Below are 19544 nucleotides of genomic sequence, written 5' to 3'. Positions count from 1 at the left end.
ATTATATTTGGGTTATTGCTGTTTTTTGCTAAATCATATGCACAAATTCAAAATACAAATATGTTGAACGAGCCGCCAGATATTAGTAAAGATTTTGAGGATTTTAGAAACACGTATTATTTAGCTGATGAATTAGTTAAATTTAACCCAGAAACTGGAGAAGGAACAATTAAATATTTACGTCATAATTTTGCAACCAGACAGGCTTTTAACAACATGTTAAGCAAACTTGTGCCTGCGCCTGCAAATGAATTTCCTACTACTGAATATGAAGTTTCTCCTGAATTACCTTTTTCAATTGAATTTATTTCTGATAGAACTATTAGAATAAAAACTTCATCTGGTCCACAATTTAAAAAACAAGAAGCATCATTAATGTTAGTTAATGGTGTTGCAAAAAATGCTAGAAATTTATGGAAATACTCCAAAATCACCGAAGGTCACAAATATACAAGTAGCAAAGGTTCTGTTGTAATTACAGAAAAACCTTGGCACGTTTCTATTTACAATGCTCAAGGAAAACTATTAACTAGCACGTTACATTTAGATGATGTTAAAAGTACATACACGCCTGTAACGCCATTTTCATTTGTTCGTAGAGCCGATGATTATTCAAGAAGTATGGACGCTGTTTTTTCTATGTCTCCTGAAGAAAAAATATTTGGTTGTGGTGAATCTTTTACGCAATTTAATAAACGTGGGCAAAAAGTTATTTTATGGACAGATGATGCAAATGGTGTGCAAAATGAAACTATGTACAAACCAATTCCTTTTTATATGAGTAGCCGTGGTTACGGTGTTTTTATGCATCACTCCACTCCTATTACTGTTGATTTTGGAAAATATTTTAATGGCGCTAATTCTATGATGATTGGTGATGATGAGGCCGATTTATTTGTATTTATTGGTGAACCAAAAGATATTTTAGATGAATATACCGATTTAACTGGAAAAGCTGAAATGCCACCACTTTGGTCATTTGGTTTTTGGATGAGTAGAATCACTTATTTTTCTGAAACAGAAGGACGAGAAATCGCAAAAAATTTAAGAAAATATAAAATTCCAAGTGATGTAATTCATTTTGATACCGGTTGGTTTGAAACAGATTGGAGATGTAATTACGAATTCTCTAAAAACAGATTTAACGATCCTATTGATATGATTGCTGATATGAAAGAAGACGGATTTAATGTTTGTTTATGGCAATTACCTTATTTTACGCCAAGAAATACGTTGTTTAATGAAATTATTGAAAAAGGGTTAGCTGTAAAAGATAGAAAAGGAAATATCCCTTATGAAGATGCTACTTTAGATTTTACAAATCCTGAAACGGTAACTTGGTATCAAAATAAAATAGCATCTCTTTTAAAACAAGGTGTAGGCGTTATAAAAGTTGATTTTGGAGAAGCAGCTCCCGCCACAGGAATATTCAACAATGGAAAAACTGGTTTTTACGAACACAATTTATTTCCACTAAGATATAACAAAGCTGTTTCTGAAATCACAAAAGAAGTTACAGGAAACTCTATTATTTGGGCAAGAAGCGCTTGGTCTGGAAGTCAGAGATATCCTTTACATTGGGGTGGAGATGCTGCAACTACAAATACTGCAATGGCAGCAACTTTAAGAGGTGGCTTATCGTTTGGTTTGTCTGGATTTACTTTTTGGAGTCATGACGTGGGTGGTTTTGTTACAAAATCGCCTGAAGATTTATATAGAAGATGGACTCCATTTGGAATGTTAACTTCACACGTTCGTAGTCACGGTGAACCACCAACTGAACCTTGGGAATATAGCAAAGAATTCTTAGTAGATTTTAGAAATGCTGATAATTTACGTTATCAGTTAATGCCTTATATATATGGACAGGCAAAAGACGCATCTGAAAAAGGCTTACCAATGTTAAGAGCCATGTTTGTTGAATTTCCAAACGATCCGGGTTCTTGGTTAGTTGATGATCAATACTTATTTGGTTCGGATATTTTAGTTGCTCCATTATTTGAAAATGGTACTGAAAGAAATGTGTATTTACCAAAAGGAAAATGGATAGACTACCAAACTAATAAAATTTATGAAGGTGGCTGGCATTCAATTAAAGCTGGTGATATTCCAATTATTATGTTGGTTAAAAATGGAACAATTTTACCTCATATTAAATTAGCTCAATCTACAAAAGATATGGATTGGAGCTCTTTAGAATTAAAAGTATTTGCTGCAGATGCAACAACAGCTAGTTGTAAATTGTATGTGCCTAATAACACTAATTTATACAATTTAGAGGTTGTTAAAAAAGGGAATTCATTTGAATTGGTAAATAATCCTCTTGAAGGCAACACTAAATTTAAAATTTCAACAATTAAATAATTTTATTTTGATTAAAATGTTAAAACAATTTTCAACCGCATTTTTGCTGCTATTTTTAATCTCTTGTAGCCAACAACCTAAAAATGTTTCACAAGAATTAAAGTCTCCAAATCAAAAAAACAAGATCACTTTTGAACTGATTGACGGCAAACCATTTTATGGTGTTTCACATAGTGATATTACTGTTCTTTCTCCTTCAAAATTAGGGTTTGTATTTAAAAATAATGACTCTCTAAGTTCAAACTTTGAAGTAATTAAAATTGATACAACTTCTTTTAATGAAACTTGGGAACCTGTTTGGGGTGAGAAAAACCAAATCAGAAATAATTACAATCAATTATCTGTTTTATTACAAGAAAAATCAGAAAGTAAAAGAAATTTAGAAGTTCAGTTTAGAGCTTTTGATGATGGTATTGCGCTTAGATATATATATCCAGAACAAGGAAAAGACAGTATTTTTATTATGGATGAGTTAACACAGTTCAATTTAAAAGACGATGGAGATGCTTGGTGGATTGGTGCATATCAAGATAATAGATATGAATATTTAACTACTAAATCACCTGTGAGCACTTTAGATACTGTTCATACGCCATTAACAATAAAAAGTAAAAGTGGATTATCCTTAAGTTTTCACGAAGCAAATTTAAAAGATTTTGCAAGTATGACGTTAGAAAGAACCAATGGTACTTCTCTAAAAAGCAATCTAGTTCCTTGGGCAGATGGTGATAAAGTAAAAACAAATGGTAGTTTTACAACGCCTTGGAGAACCTTACAAATAGCTGATAAACCAGCAGATTTAATAACTTCTGCACTAATTTTAAACTTAAACGACCCAAATAAAATTGAAGATACAAGTTGGATTAAACCTCATAAATATTTAGGTATTTGGTGGGGAATGCATATTGGTAAATATTCTTTTTGGGAAAGCCCTATTCAAGGAGCAACTACAAAACATGCTTTTGAATATATTGATTATTGCAAAAAATTTGGAATTGATCATTTATTAATTGAAGGTTGGAATAAAGGTTGGACTCCAGCTTGGTATGAAAACGCCATGCATCAATTTAGTTTTACACAGGAAGCAGATAATTTCGATCTTAAAAAAGTAACTGATTATGCCAAAGAAAATGGAGTTAGTATTATTGGGTATCACGAAACAGGTTCAAATATTATCAATTATTTAGCTCAAATTGATGAAGGAATGGCTTTATATGAAAAAGTTGGAATTCACGATGTTAAAATTGGACAAGTTGGTTCTCGCTTAAATATGAAAGAGTGGCATCACGGACAATTTGGTGTAAATTATTACAGAGCTGTACTAGAAAATGCAGTAAAATACCATTTAACTGTTAATTTCCACGAACCAATAAAAGATACTGGAGAACGAAGAACGTATCCAAATATGATGGCTCGCGAAGGAGCTCGGGGACAAGAATACAATGCTTGGAGTGATGGAAATCCGCCAAGTCATACAGCTACTTTGCCATTTACAAGATTACTTGCTGGTCCAATGGATTTTACACCTGGCGTTTTAGATGTTGAAATTAAACAAGGTTATGAAGGTAGAGATGTGCATACAACGGCAGCAAAACAATTGGCTTTATACGTAGTTTTCTACGCTCCTATTCAAATGTTAGCAGATTTACCTGAAAACTATGATGGAAATCCTGCTTTCAAATTTTTACAAGATGTGCCAGTAGATTGGCAAGATACTAAAGTTTTAAATGCAGAAATTGCTGAATATATTACTACTGTGCGTAAAGATAAACATAGCGAAGATTGGTATTTAGGAAGTTTAACAAATGAAGAAAGTAGATCTTTTGATATTGATTTATCTTTCTTAGATGCTAATACTACTTATGAAGCTCAAATTTATGCTGATGAAGTTGGAACAACTTGGAATACAAATGCAACTAAAGTTGCTATAACAACCAAAGAAGTTAAATCAACCGACACTTTAAAACTTAACCTTGGCGAAGGTGGCGGAACTGCAATAAGATTTAAAAAATTATAAAACTCATTTTATTCTGCGTTATTTTTAACTTTTAAAATAACGCAGAAAACTATATAAAAATAAAAGTCAATGAAACAGTTTCTATTCTTTATAACAATTATAAGCTGCCTTTTTATTCAAACAATAAAATCACAAACGGAAATTTCATCAAACAATTATTATAGAACTATAAAAATAGATTTTAATAATGCTGCTGGAGATTTAAATACGATGTTTAAGGAATGTATTGGAGCAGGAAGAGCAAATGAAGGATTGCGGGCAGATTGGCAGCAACAATTAGCATTGGTAAAAAACGAATGTGATTTCAAATACATTAGAATGCACGGCTTACTATCCGATGATATGGGTGTTTATAGTGAAGATGAAAAAGGAAAGCCAAAATATAATTATCAATATATTGATGCACTTTATGATTTTATTTTAAGTATTAACATGAAACCTTTTGTTGAACTAGGATTTATGCCATCTGCTTTAGCAAGTGGCCATGAAACAATTTTTTGGTGGAAAGGAAATGTAACTCCACCAAAAGATTATGAAAAATGGGGAGCCTTAATAAGAAATTTAACAACTCATTTTACAGAAAGATATGGCGCTAAAGAAGTTAAATCTTGGTATTTTGAAGTTTGGAATGAGCCAAATTTAACACCCGGATTTTGGACAGGAACACAAGAAGAATATTTTAAATTATATGAATATACTGCGAATGCTATAAAAAATGTAAATTCTGAATACAAAGTTGGTGGACCTGCAACTGCGGGAGCTGGATGGGTTCCAGAAACTATTGAATTTTGCGAAAATGCTAATGTTCCAATTAATTTTATTTCAACGCATACTTACGGTGTTAAGCACGGTTATTTAGATGAATTTGGTACTTCCGGTACAATATTAAGTAAAGAAGATTCTAGTGTAAGTGGTGATGTTATAAATTCCCGTAAACAAATTTCAAATTCAACAAAACCAAATCTAGAATTACATTATACCGAATGGAGTTCTTCATACACACCTGCAGATCCAATTCACGATAGTTATCATTCTGCAGCATATATTCTTCAAAAACTAAAACAAGTAGGAGATGCTGCTAACTCTATGTCTTATTGGGTTTTTACTGATATTTTTGAAGAAGCTGGTCCGAGATTTACTCCTTTTCATGGTGGTTTCGGATTGTTGAACACTCAAGGAATTAAAAAATCGGCCTATTTTTCTTATTATTTAATGAACAAATTGGGTAAAACTGAACTTAAAAACGCAGATACATCTTCTTGGGCAAGCAAAAATGAAAATGGTGATATGCAATTACTTTTTTGGGATTTTACCAATACGCATCCTGGTGATACAGAACTCAATCAAACCTATTACGCACAAGATTTGCCTTCAAAACCAAAAGGAAAATTAAAAGTTGAAGTTGAAGGACTTAAAAAGGGTACCTATAAATTAGAAATATTTAAAGTAGGCTATAATGCAAATGATCCGTATTCCGAGTATTTAGCAATGGACAAACCAAGTCAACTTACAAAAGAGGAAGTAAACGCATTAAAGCGAAAAAATAATGGTGAACCAATTAAAACTGAGTTGGTAAAAATAGACGTAAAAGGTAAGTTTATCAAGTATTTTAACATTAATGAAAATGATGTTTACCTTCTCAACTTAAGAATACAATAATTAAAAAATAAAATTCAAACAAAAAAATGAAAATAAATTCAATTTATATCACAATTATAATTTTAGTTATAGGATTAATTTCTTGTAAAAAAGAACAAAAGCCTACCATTGAAAAAATAGCAACCAATGTATATCAGGGAACTGCAATAAGCTCAGAATTTGATGATGCTATTGATAGCCTTATATCATTAATGACAATTGAAGAAAAAATTGGAATGCTTCATGCTAATTCCATGTTTTCTTCGGGAGGTGTTGAGCGTTTAGGAATTCCAGAATTAAAAATGGTTGATGGCCCTTTAGGTATTAGAGAAGAAATTTCTAGAAATAGCTGGGCACCTGCAGGTTGGGATAACGATTACGCAACCTATTATCCAGCAGCAGGAAGTGTCGCCGCAACTTGGAATCCGGACCTATCGTATACATTCGGAAATAGTGTAGGGCAAGAAGCTCGTGCGCGTGGTAAAGATATGTTGCTTTCACCTGCAATAAATATTATTAGAACACCCCTCGGAGGGCGTACTTATGAGTATTTTACTGAAGACCCTTTCTTAAACAAAAAATTAGCGGTGCCATTTATTGTGGGAATTCAAGAAAACGATGTAATGGCTTGTATAAAACATTTTGCTGCAAACAATCAGGAAACGAACCGAGGTACTGTTGACGTTTTAATGGATGAAAGAACATTACGTGAAATTTATTTACCAGCTTTTGAAGCTGCAATTACTCAGGCAAATGCGTATAGCGTTATGGGCGCTTATAACAAATTTAGAGGTGATTATTTGTGCGAAAACGATTTAATGTTAAATAAAATTTTGAGAAATGAATGGGGGTTTAAAGGTGTTGTAGTTTCAGATTGGGCTGCTGTACATAGCACGGTAAAATCATTAGAAAACGGATTGGATATTGAAATGGGAACTCCAAAATCATTTAATGAGTATTTTTTAGCAGATAAATTAATTGAAGCATTTAAATTGGGTGAAATTTCTGAAGCTGAAATAGATAAGCATATAAAACGTATTTTAAATGTGCTGTTTCAAGTAAAAGCAATTAATGGTAAAAATAGAGTCCAAGGAAGTCTAGCAACCGAGGCGCATTATCAAGATTCTTACAATATTGCGGCAGAATCTGTGGTTCTATTGAAAAATGAAAAAAATACACTCCCATTAAATTTAGAGGGTGTTAAGTCTATTGCGGTTATTGGAAATAATGCTACAAAGAAAAATGCTTTGGGTGGTTTTGGAGCTGGTGTTAAAACTAAGAGAGAGGTAACACCTTTAGAAGGACTTCAAAATAGATTACCTGAAAATGTGAAAATTAATTATGCTGAAGGGTATTTAGAAAGATATTCTAAAAACGAAAATGACCAAAAAGCTGAAGTTACTTTACACGGTCCTTTGCCTGTAAACAAATTAGATGCAACAAAATTAGAAGAAGCTATTGAAGCTGCAAAAAATTCGGATATGGCTATTATTTTTGCAGGTTCAAATCGTGATTATGAAACAGAGGCTTCTGATCGTATGAATTTAAAATTACCTTTTGCACAGGAAGAACTAATTAAAAAGGTAATGGAAGTAAACCCTAATACCATTGTGGTGATGATTGCTGGTGCTCCATTCGATTTGCAAGAAGTAGAAAAAATGACTTCAACTTTGATTTGGAGCTGGTTTAATGGTTCTGAAGGTGGTAATGTATTGGCTGATGTTTTATTAGGTACTATAAATCCGTCAGGAAAATTACCTTGGACAATGCCCAAAAATATTGAAGATTCTCCGGCACATGCAACCAATAGTTTTCCAGGGGATGAAACTGTGACTTATAAAGAAGGAATTTTAGTAGGTTACCGTTGGTTCGATACTAAAAACATTGAACCTTTATATCCGTTTGGTTATGGATTATCCTATACAAATTTTGAAATTTCTGATTTAAAAACAAATAAAGAAACATATAATATAAATAACCTTATTGAAATTTCTTTCAAAATGAAAAACATAGGAAATGTTGCTGGAAAGGAAGTTGCCCAATTGTATGTTTCCAATCCAGATTCAAAAGTTGAAAGAGCTACACAAGAATTAAAAGGATTTAAAAAAGTATTTGTAAAAAGTGGTGCTTCTGAAATAATTACAATCACTTTGCCAGTAAAAGAACTAGCTTATTATTCTGAAATAAAAAATAAATGGCTAATTGAACCTGGAAAGTACGTATTGAAAATTGGTAATTCATCGAGAGGGAATTTTGAAGAAATTTCAATTAATATTCAGTAAATCAGATTGGTATAATGAAAAAATCAAACAATAAACTCATTTTTAGTACACTCGTCTTTTTTTTATTATTTGGTTTTTTGGCTTGCAGTAAAGACACATCACCAGATGAAGAAGTAGTTGTTGTGATTCCCAAAACATTAACTGCAAGTCTTACAAATATAGATTTTGAAAAAGAAGCAAGTAGTTTTGATGTTAGTATTAATACTACAGCAGACAGCTGGACATTAAATAGTTCGGCCACAGGTTGGATTACTTTTAGCAAAACATCGGGTTTAAAAGGCTCAAGTACAGTTAAAATTAGTGTTGCTGAAAATACTGAAACAACAAAAAGAACAGCAACTATAACCATTTCAGCAAACAGTGTAACACCTTTTAAAATTACGATTATTCAAAAAGAAACTGAGGTAGCCATTGGTGATTTGTATCCAAATTATAACACAAATCCTATCGCTGCTGATGCTACCAACATGAGCAGTACTTCAACTGAAATTGCATCAAAAATAAACCTTGGGTGGAATTTAGGTAATACATTGGAAGCTAGTGGAAGTGAAACCGCTTGGGGAAATCCAAAGGCAACCAAAGCTTTGATTGATGCAGTAAAACTAAACGGATTTAATGCAGTGAGAATTCCTTGTTCTTGGAATCAATATTTATCAAATAGTGCCAAAGCTGAAATTAAAACTGAATGGCTAAATAGAGTGAAAGAAGTCGTAAAATATTGTACAGATAATGATATGTATGTAATTTTAAACATTCACTGGGATGGTGGGTGGCTTGAAAATAATATTACCGAAGCTAAAAAAGATGAAGTCAATGCCAAACAAAAAGCTTTTTGGGAACAAATCGCCACGCATTTAAGAGATTTTGATGAGCATTTATTATTTGCTAGTGCCAATGAACCTGCAGTTGATGATGTAGCTGGAATGATAGTTTTGAATTCATATCATCAAACTTTTATTGATGCAGTTCGAGCTACTGGAGGTAAAAATGCCTATCGCACTTTAGTGGTACAAGGGCCAACAACTGATATTGAAAAAACAACTAATTTAATGACAACATTACCAACCGATATTGTTGAAAATAGAATGATGGTTGAAGTGCATTATTATACGCCTTGGCAGTTTGCTGGATTAACAGAAGATGCAAGTTGGGGAAAAATGGCTTATTTCTGGGGGAAAGATTATCATTCAATAATAGATACCGAACGCAATGCAACTTTGGGTGAAGAAACAGCTTTAGATACTTATTTTGCATCTATGAAAACTAAGTTTGTAGATAAGGGTATTCCAGTGGTTTTAGGTGAATTCGGAGCCATTAGACGCACAACTTTAACTGGAGATGCTTTGGCCTTACATTTAAATTCGAGAGCTTTTTATTTAAAATATGTTGTAAAACAAGCAAAAGCAAACGGTCTATTGCCTTTTTATTGGGATGAAGGAAGTATTACAAACCACGGTTTTGGAATTTTTAAGCGCGCAGACAATACTGTTTTTGACCAAAAAGTACTCGATGCTTTAATTGAAGGATTGAATTAAATTTCTAATACAACTGAGGTTCATTATAAGAACCATTGTTATTATTTTTTATAAAATGAAAAATCTATTTTTAAAATCACTGTTTTTTTTCGTATTAATAGTAAATGTTAATGCACAGAATACATCCAAATTTTTCCAAAAAGAAGATTTAATGTCATTGGGTATTTACTATTATCCTGAACATTGGGACAAAAGTGAATGGGAAGGCGATATTAAAAACATTGCTGAAATAGGTTTTGAATTTATTCATATTGCTGAATTTTCTTGGATAGATATGGAGCCTTCAGAAGGTGTTTATATTTTTGAATGGTTGGATGAAGTAATCGCATTGGCTTCAAAATACAATTTAAAAGTTATTTTAGGGACACCAACTTCCATAACGCCAGTTTGGATGGGTATTAAATATCCTGAAATTTATTTAATGAATGCGGATTATCAACGGCAGGAACACGGCACAAGAGATCAGCAATCATTAAGCAATCCTATTTGGAAACGTTTTACAAAAAAAATTGTAACAAAATTAGGAGAACGTTATGGAAACAATCCAACAGTAATTGGTTGGCAAATAGATAATGAACCTTGGGCGAAACCCGACTTTAGTCCTTCGTCACAAGAAGCATTTAAAAAGTGGTTAGAAACTAAATATGAAACAATCGAAAATTTAAATAATGCTTGGGGAGCGTCATTTTGGAATCAAACTTATAGCAGTTTTAGTGAAATAAAAATACCAAACGCCAAACTTGTAGGTTGGTGGGGCATCAACCCACATTCGCTGCTTGATTTAAAAAGATATTCAGCCGATACACAGGCTGATTTTTTAGATTTTCAGGCCGAAATATTACGTCCGTTAATTTCAAAAAATCAATATATCACCACAAATTACACTGCAACCAATCAATCTGCTGATCCACGAAGAACTAAAAAATTAGATTTTAATTCATTTACATCTTATCCAAATAAAGGGAATGCAAATATTGGCGATTTGGGTTTTCGTTTAGGCGATCCAAAAGAATTGTCGTTTGCCTTTAGTTTTTATGCGCCAGAAAATCACACTTCTGGAATTATGGAGTTACAACCTGGTTACGTAAACTGGGGAGGCATCAATTCGTTGTTATTGCCAGGTACGGTAAGGATGTGGTTGTATCACTGTTTTGGAGGCAATTTATCGTTTGCTTGTTCATATCGTTATCGTCAAATCAATTATGGCGCTGAGCAGTATCACAGTGGTATAGTTAAGTTAGATGGTCTAACCTTGTCTCAAGGCGGAAAAGAATACAAACAGGTGATTGAGGAGATGGAAATGTTGCGAAAAGCTTACAATCCAAAAGCTGAAATACCTAAAAAAATTAAAGAGCGCAAAACTGCCTTATTATGGAATTACGACAATACTTGGAGTATGGCACAGCAAGGACAAACCAATCAATGGAATACTTTGCAGTTTTTTCAAAAATATTTAGAAATTGTAAAATCCTTTGGAGCACCTGCTGATATTATTTATGAAAATGACGATTTAAGTAAGTACAAAGTTGTAATTGCACCTGCTTTTGAATTGGTTGATAATGCACTTATTGATAAGTGGAAAAACTATGTAAAACAAGGCGGTAATTTAGTTTTAACATTGAGAACTGGAGTAAAAGACCGAAACGGACATATTTTTAGTGCTGGTTGGGGCGAAAAAATTTATTCGCTCATTAATGCTGAAATTGAAAATTTTGATCAGTTATTACCTTCAACAAAAGGCACTATTGAAGGTTTAAAAAATGAATATTTTTGGAATAATTGGGCCGATTTAATCGTGCCAAATAATCCTAAAAATGTGTTAGCGACTTATACCAATCAGTTTTATGCTGGAAAAGCAGCTGTGGTAACTCATAAAATTGGTAAAGGAACGGTAACCTATATTGGAGTTGATACTGATGATGCGCTATTGGAAAAAGATGTCTTACGCAGTGTTTATTTTCAAGCAAATATTACTACCGAAAATTATCCAGAAGGAGTATATGTACAATGGCGCGATGGTTTTTGGGTAGCTGTTAATTATGCTTCTGAAGATTATGAATTGAAATTACCGGTTAAAACCAATTTACTAATTGGAACCAAAATTTTAAAACCAGGAGGAGTATGCGTTTGGACAGAATAATTAAATGAAGAAAATGAAAATAATAAAGCATGTGAGCATTTTATTTTTTTTGATACTTATTATAAGTTGTTCAGAAGAAAAAAAAGCTGCCAAAGAAATCGTAAAATATGAAGAGACCTGGGAATCTTTAGCGGAATATGATGAAACTGCTGAGTGGTTTAAAGATGCTAAATTTGGGATTTATGCGCATTGGGGAGTTTTATCTGTGCCGGCTTATGCCAACGATTGGTATCCTAGACTCATGCATATTGAAGGAACTGATGAAAATAGACACCATGTTGAAACTTACGGACAGCCATCAGAATTTGGGTATCACGATTTTGTGCCCATGTTTAAAGCTGAGAACTTTGATGCCAATACTTGGGCAGATTTGTTTGAAAAATCAGGAGCTCAATTTGCAGGTGTTGTGGCCGAGCATCACGATGGATGGTCTAACTGGGGAAGTAAAATCAATCCGTGGAATTCGGTTGATATGGGCCCGAAACGAGATATTTTAAAAGAGTTGAGTCAGGCAATTCATCAAAAAAACATGAAATTTATTGCCTCTTTTCACATCGCTAGAAATCTTCAAATATATAAAGAGGAGCCTCAAAAATGGTTGAATGACACTTCCTATTTTCCTTATAATCCTAAAATGCCAACTTCATCTGAAGATCCGCTTTTGGCTAAAATGTATGGCAATATTTCAAAAGAAAAATTCAATAAAGACTGGTTAGGGCAATTAAAAGAAGTGATTGATAATTATAGCCCAGATTTGATTTACTTTGATGGTCAAACACAAAAAATCTCCGATTCGATTAAGAGAAAGTTTATAGCCTATTATTTTAATGATGCAGTTGCCAAAAACAAACAAGTTGTGTTTACACATAAAGATGGGGAGTTTCCAAAATCGGTAAGTTTAGAAGATTTTGAAAAAGGAAGAATGAACAAAATAACCGAAGAATTTTGGTTAACAGATGAAACCGTATCGATAGGTAGTTGGAGTTATGTTGATAATTTAAAGCTAAAAAATGCCAATGAAATTATCCATATTTTAGTAGATGTAGTGAGTAAAAACGGTGCGTTAATGCTCAACATTTCACCAATGGCAAATGGTATAATTCCTGAGAACCAACAAGCAATATTGTTAACCATTGGCCAATGGTTAAAAACAAATGGAGAAGCTATTTATGGTTCGCGTACGTGGGAAGTTTTTGGTGAAGGCCCTACAAAACAAGAAAAATCGGGGATGTTTTTAGATAAAATTACTTACACTCCGCAAGACATTCGTTATACAAAAAAAGGGAAAGTCATTTACGCTATTGTTTTAGGTTGGCCGGGAGAAAACACTCCAATTAATTTAACTTCATTTACAACTGAATTTTTAGGGGATGCCGTTCCAACAATAAAAAATATTACAATTTTAGGGATTGAAAATGAAATTCCTTTCAAAATAGATAAATATGGATTGCATATTAAAACACCTCATCAAAAAGTGGACGATATGGCTTTTGTAATTAAAATTGAAACTGAATAATAGATTAAAATGAAAAAATATTTTGTAACCCTCTTTTTTGCATTCAGCTTATTTGCGAATGCCAATGTACAATTACCGTTATTATTTTCTGACGGCATGGTTTTACAACGTGACAAGCCAATTCCTCTTTGGGGTTGGGCTGATGCTAATGAAAAAATTGAAATCCATTTCAACAATCAAATTGTAAAAACCAACACCGATGCAAATGGAAAATGGGCAATTTTTTTAAAACCTGAAAGCGCCGGAGGACCTTTTAAAATGATTGTTATAGGTAATAATACCATTGTTTTAAGAAATGTATTGGTGGGTGAAGTGTGGATTTGTAGTGGCCAATCTAATATGGAATTTACAGTAAGTAATGTGAAAAATGCAGTAGAAGAAATGAATGATGCTGATTATCCTATGATTCGTCAGTTTTTGGTTGAAAAAGATTTAAGTGATTCACCAAAAGTAGCATTAAAAGCTGGAAAATGGGATGTTTGTAATAAAAATACAGTAAATGATTTTACAGCAGTTGGCTACTTTTTTGCTAAAAAATTATATGCTGAATTAAATATTCCAATCGGTATTATCAACACATCTTGGGGAGGTACTTGTGTAGAAACATGGACTAGTAAAGAAGCTTTTGAAAATAGTAATGAATTTAAAGAAATGATAGCTGAAATGCCTAATGTAGATTTAGATTTGCTTTCAAAAAATCAAATCAAATTAATTACAACCAAAATAGAATATATTCAAGGTTCAAAAATAATGGCTCAAGCGGATTCATCTTTCAAAGAACTTACTTTCAATGATATTAACTGGCCTAAAATGCAAGTTCCAGATTTATGGGAAAACCAACAGTTGGATAATTTGGACGGAGTGGTTTGGTTTCGAAAATCGGTTGAAATTTCAAAAGAAGATGCCGGAAAGGAAGCTTTAATTGAATTGGGAAAAATAGATGATGAAGATATTTCTTATTTTAATGGAATTGAGATTGGAACAACCAATAAATATGATGAAAAAAGAATGTATAAAATTCCATCAGGAATCTTAAAAGAAGGTACAAATGTAATTGCAATTAAAGTCACCGATTATACTGGTGGTGGAGGAATTTGGGGTGATAAAGCCGACTTAAAATTAACCTTACAAAATGCAGTTATTCCATTATCTGGCGCATGGAAATTTAATGTGGTTGAGATAAAAAGTGAAGTATCACCAAATAGTTTTCCTTCATTATTATATAATGCAATGGTACATCCATTAATTCCGTATGCATTTAAAGGTGTTTTATGGTATCAAGGCGAGGCAAATGTAAGTAGAGCTCAACAGTATAAAACTACATTTCCTTTAATGATAGGAGATTGGAGGACACAATGGAATCAAGGTGATTTTCCTTTTTATTTTGTGCAATTGGCAAGTTTTGATGAATTTGGAGGCAACAGTATCAAAGGTAGTAAATGGGCCGAACTTAGAGAGGCGCAAGCTCAAACACTACAAGTTCCAAATACTGGGATGTGTGTAACTACTGATATTGGCGATGCAAAAGATATTCATCCCACAAATAAACAAGATGTTGGGTATCGCTTAGCTGCAATTGCATTAAGTAAGAATTATGGTAAAAATATAATTTATAGCGGTCCAACTTTTAAATTGTTGGAAATAAAACAAAATAAAATTTATTTAACTTTTGATAATGTTGGTGGCGGCCTTATAACATCTAATGAATCAAAAAGTGTTTACGGATTTGAAATTGCAGGTTCAGATAAAATATTTCACAAAGCAAAGGCTGAAATTATAAACAATAAAGTGGTTGTTGAAAATGAATATGTAACTAATCCTATAGCTGTACGTTACGGTTGGGCTGATGATGCGGGAGAATGTAATTTACACAACAAAGAAAAATTTCCTGCAGCACCATTTAGAACTGATAATTGGAAAACTTTAACTGAAAATATATTATATAATTTTTAAAATTAAATCAAAATATTCATTATGAAAAATTTCTTTTTAATAGTATTACTAATTGTAAGCGTAAAAGTAAGTGCTCAAAAATTCGAGGGTTTGGCTTTAACACCACCAATGGGTTGGAATAGTTGGAACACATTCGGAACAGATATAAATGAAGCTCTGGTAAAAGATATAGCCAATAAATTTATTGAATTAGGTTTGAAAGATGCAGGTTATGAGTACATAGTTTTAGATGATGGTTGGATGTCAAAGGAACGTGATGTTGAGGGTAATTTAGTTGCAGATCCTAAAAAATTTCCTAGCGGAATGAAAGCTTTAGCTGATTATGTGCATTCAAAAGGGTTAAAGTTTGGGTTGTACAATTGTGCTGGAGAAAAAACTTGTGCTGGTTATCCTGGAAGTCGTGGTAGCGAATATCAAGATGCCCGTTTATACGCTTCTTGGGGAGTAGATTTTTTAAAATATGACTGGTGTAATACCGAAAAAATAAATGCAGAAAGTGCTTACATTACGATGCGTGATGCTATTAAAACAGCTAAAAGACCAATGGTGTTTAGTATTTGCGAATGGGGCGATAATGAACCTTGGACTTGGGCCGAAAATGTTGGACATGCATGGAGAGTTACTGGAGATATTATTAATTGTTGGGATTGTGAAGTTGGGCATGGTACTTGGTCGTCTTCAGGGATTTGGAAAATAATAAATATGAGAAAAGAAATCCGTAAAGCAGCTGGCCCTGGACATTGGAACGATTATGATATGATGGAAGTTGGTAACGGAATGACTGATGCAGAAGATCGAAGTCATTTTGCTATGTGGTGTATATTGGCTTCGCCATTAATTATGGGGAATGATTTAAGAATTACCTCTAGTGAAACTATTAAAACACTTGCTAATAAAGAAATAGTTGCCGTAAATCAGGATAAATTGGGGATTCAAGGTTTTCGATTTATAAATGAAAACAATATAGAGGTTTGGATAAAACCTTTGGAAAATGATGAGTGGGCTATGACTTTTATAAATATGAATGATAAGCAAATTTCACTGGATTTTGATTGGAAAAAACATGAAATTGGCGACAATCTAAATAACAGAATATTGAACGTAAATAACCAAAATTTTAAAATTCGAGACCTATTTAATCATCAAAATTTAGGAAACACAGCTACTAGTTTGAAGTCAGAAATAGGAGCTCATGATGTTTTAATGATACGACTTTTAAAGTAGGTGATTTTGTGTTAGTTATTTTGAATTTTTAGCTCGAAATATAGTTGTTTTGATTTTAGATAATTCGAAAAAAAATATAAAGACCTGCAATAATATTATATTTGTAGTCATATTTATTGTTTAATTTACCATTAACAATTCCGCAAACAATTTAAGTATATAATAGGTCAAAAATAGCTTAAAATATGCTTTTTAGTTAAACTCATAACCCGAAGGTCACTGGTTCGAGTCCAGTTCCCGCTACTATTTTTAAAACAATGTAAATCAACAGTTTGGCTTCCTAAACTGTTTTTTTATGTTTAATTTTAACAAATTTCTTATCTTTCATAGTCAAAATGCATACGAAAGTGCATACGATTTGTCTATGAAAAAGAATTATTCAAATCCCAAAATTTATGATGCTAATGGGGATTTATCCAAACGTTGGTGTCTAGTCCATATTAAAGGCCAATCATTAAATGTAATTCCTTTTGAGGCCATATATAAATAATTTTTCGTGCCAGAATAAAGCTATGCTGAATATTTTATACTGTTGAACCATATTAATTAGGATCGGGAATTAAATAAATTCATATATTATAAGTGTACACAGGAGATAATTTTATTTTACGTTTTTTTTCCTTTCTTCCAGAGTTATAGATCAATTCTTTTTGAAATTTTTAATACCTACTCCAATTATAACGGTATAGAGAATAAAACAAATTATAGCAATCTATTTTTTATCTCTTTAAGTTATATTAATTTAAATATTTGCAAAATCGTATTCCTATTTTAGATTGATTTATTCAATAAATTTTTACTCAATTATAGCGAAAAATAGTTAATAAAAGAGTTTATTTAATTCGTTTTAATTAAAATAGAATCAATATTAAATATAAAAACAACCATATTTAAATTTAATTTATTTTATGTATTTTTACAAGTGTCCTTTAAACACTACTTATGAAAAATTATATTATTCTTTTTGCTACAAGTATTATATTACTTTCTTGCAAAATCAACAGAAATAACGCGCTATTTGAAAATCCATCTAAAACAATTAAAGTTGAATTCAATTTAACCGATGACAACATTCCTTATTATCAAGTTTATTACAACAACAATAAAGTTTTAGACTCTTCTCAATTAGGAATTATTAGAGAGGATACAAATTTTTATAACAACTTAAAAATAGTAAGTATTTCAGAAGCTACGCCAGTTTCCAATTCTTATTCAATGCTTCAAGGAAAACAAAAAGATATTGAATATACTGCTAATAAATACACTGTTCATTTAGAAAATGAGAATGGAAATTTATTGGATATTATTTTTCAATTATCAGATGATGGAGTTGCTTTTAGATACTACTTTCCTGAAACTTCAACAGAAATTAAAAAGATTACTGAAGAAAAAACAACGTATAATTTTAATGAAAACACTAAAGCTTGGTTACAACCAATGTCTAAAGCAAAAACTGGATGGAGTGAAACAAATCCTTCCTATGAAGAAAATTATATGATGGATATTTCGGTAAATACTCCTTCCCCAATTGGTGAAGGCTGGGTATATCCTGCTTTATTTAATACAAATGATTCATGGGTTTTAATTACTGAAGCTGGTTTGCAACAAAACTATTGCGGAACCAGATTAAAATATAATAATGAAATGGAAGCGTTACAAGTTACATTTCCACAAAAAGAAGAAATATTTCCAGAAGGTGAATTAAACCCTGAATCTGAATTACCTTGGTTTACGCCTTGGAGAATTATTACTATTGGTAATTTAAATACCATTACAGAAAGTACATTAGGAACAGATTTAGCAGATAAAGCTATTGAAATGGATACCTCCTTTATAAAAAGTGGATTATCTTCCTGGAGTTGGGTTTTGTTAAAAGATGATTTTACAACTTTTGAAACCTCAACAAAATTTATAGATTATGCTGCTGAAATGAATTGGCCTTATTGTTTAATAGATGCAGATTGGGATACTAAAATTGGCTATGAAAAAATGAAAGAATTAGCCGATTATGCCACAAGTAAAAACGTAAAAATTAATGTTTGGTACAATTCGTCAGGAGATTGGAATTCTACTCCTTACCATCCAAAAAGTAAATTATTAACACACGAAGACAGAATAAAAGAATTCACAATACTTAATGAAATTGGTGTTTCGGGAGTAAAAATCGACTTTTTTGGAGGTGACGGACAATCTATGATTGCCTATTACCATGGTATTTTAAAAGATGCCGCTGCTCATAATTTAATGGTGAATTTTCATGGAGCAACATTACCAAGAGGATGGCAACGTACATATCCACACCTAATGACAATGGAATCTATTAAAGGTGAAGAGTTTATTACATTTACACAAGAAACTGCCGATTTACAACCTAGCCATTGTGCTATGTTACCTTTTGCCCGAAATGCATTTGACCCAATGGACTTTACTCCAATGGTTTTAGATACAATTCCAAATATTAAAAGAAAAACAACACCAGCATTTGAATTGGCTTTACCTGTTTTATTTTTATCAGGCATTCAGCATATTGCAGAAATTCCAGAAGGAATGGCTAAACAGCCTCAATATGTTATAGATTATTTAAAAGACATTCCAACTAATTGGGATGCTGTTAAATTTATTGATGGATATCCTGGAAAATACGCAATTATAGCCAGAAAAAAAGATAATAACTGGTTTGTGGCTGGTATCAATGGAGAAAATGAAGCTAAAGAAATTACAATAGATTTATCTTTTATCACAAAAGAAAATGGTCTTATTATTGCTGAAGATGAAAATGGGTTTGTACAAAAAACAATTGAGCCATCTTCTAAATTAACTGTAAATATGAAAGCTAACGGTGGATTTATAATGAAGTTTTAAGAATTAAAATGCT

Annotated in this window: 10 protein-coding genes; all 10 read left to right on the top strand. The window is 32.1% G+C overall.

Annotation, left to right across the window (positions count from 1 at the left end):
* Nucleotides 1-60: 60 nt before the first annotated feature.
* The 10 genes from JEY78_RS00515 (at nt 61) to JEY78_RS00470 (ending at nt 19531) form a co-directional block, all read left to right on the top strand.
* A complete protein-coding gene (locus tag JEY78_RS00515; RefSeq protein WP_291845946.1) occupies nt 61-2364 on the top strand; it encodes an alpha-xylosidase in 2304 nt (767 codons plus the stop codon).
* Nucleotides 2365-2380: 16 nt separating this feature from the next.
* Nucleotides 2381-4381, top strand: coding sequence for a glycoside hydrolase family 97 protein (locus tag JEY78_RS00510; protein WP_291845945.1), 2001 nt, complete (start codon nt 2381-2383; stop codon nt 4379-4381).
* 69 nt (nt 4382-4450) lie between these two features.
* Complete coding sequence (locus tag JEY78_RS00505; RefSeq protein WP_291845944.1) at nt 4451-6040, top strand: glycoside hydrolase; 1590 nt, start codon at nt 4451-4453, stop codon at nt 6038-6040.
* 26 nt (nt 6041-6066) lie between these two features.
* A complete protein-coding gene (locus JEY78_RS00500) occupies nt 6067-8301 on the top strand; it encodes a beta-glucosidase (RefSeq protein ID WP_291845942.1) in 2235 nt (744 codons plus the stop codon).
* 14 nt (nt 8302-8315) lie between these two features.
* Nucleotides 8316-9836, top strand: a complete 1521-nt coding sequence (locus tag JEY78_RS00495) for a cellulase family glycosylhydrolase (RefSeq protein ID WP_291845941.1) — start codon at nt 8316-8318, stop codon at nt 9834-9836.
* Between the two features lie 151 nt (nt 9837-9987).
* Nucleotides 9988-11976: a beta-galactosidase gene (locus JEY78_RS00490; protein WP_291845940.1), complete on the top strand. Its 1989-nt coding sequence runs from the start codon at nt 9988-9990 to the stop codon at nt 11974-11976.
* Between the two features lie 13 nt (nt 11977-11989).
* Nucleotides 11990-13492, top strand: coding sequence for an alpha-L-fucosidase (locus JEY78_RS00485; RefSeq protein WP_291845939.1), 1503 nt, complete (start codon nt 11990-11992; stop codon nt 13490-13492).
* Nucleotides 13493-13501: 9 nt separating this feature from the next.
* Nucleotides 13502-15445: a sialate O-acetylesterase gene (locus JEY78_RS00480; RefSeq protein ID WP_291845938.1), complete on the top strand. Its 1944-nt coding sequence runs from the start codon at nt 13502-13504 to the stop codon at nt 15443-15445.
* 21 nt (nt 15446-15466) lie between these two features.
* On the top strand, nt 15467-16669 hold the full coding sequence (locus JEY78_RS00475; protein WP_291845936.1) for a glycoside hydrolase family 27 protein: 1203 nt from the start codon (nt 15467-15469) through the stop codon (nt 16667-16669).
* Nucleotides 16670-17611: 942 nt separating this feature from the next.
* Nucleotides 17612-19531: a glycoside hydrolase family 97 protein gene (locus JEY78_RS00470; RefSeq protein WP_291845935.1), complete on the top strand. Its 1920-nt coding sequence runs from the start codon at nt 17612-17614 to the stop codon at nt 19529-19531.
* Nucleotides 19532-19544 lie beyond the last annotated feature (13 nt).

This window comes from Lutibacter sp. (assembly GCF_016342705.1).
GTDB lineage: Bacteria > Bacteroidota > Bacteroidia > Flavobacteriales > Flavobacteriaceae > Lutibacter.
The sequence above is the reverse complement of the archived record's forward strand: the minus strand, read 5'-3'. Positions and strand labels throughout refer to the sequence as shown.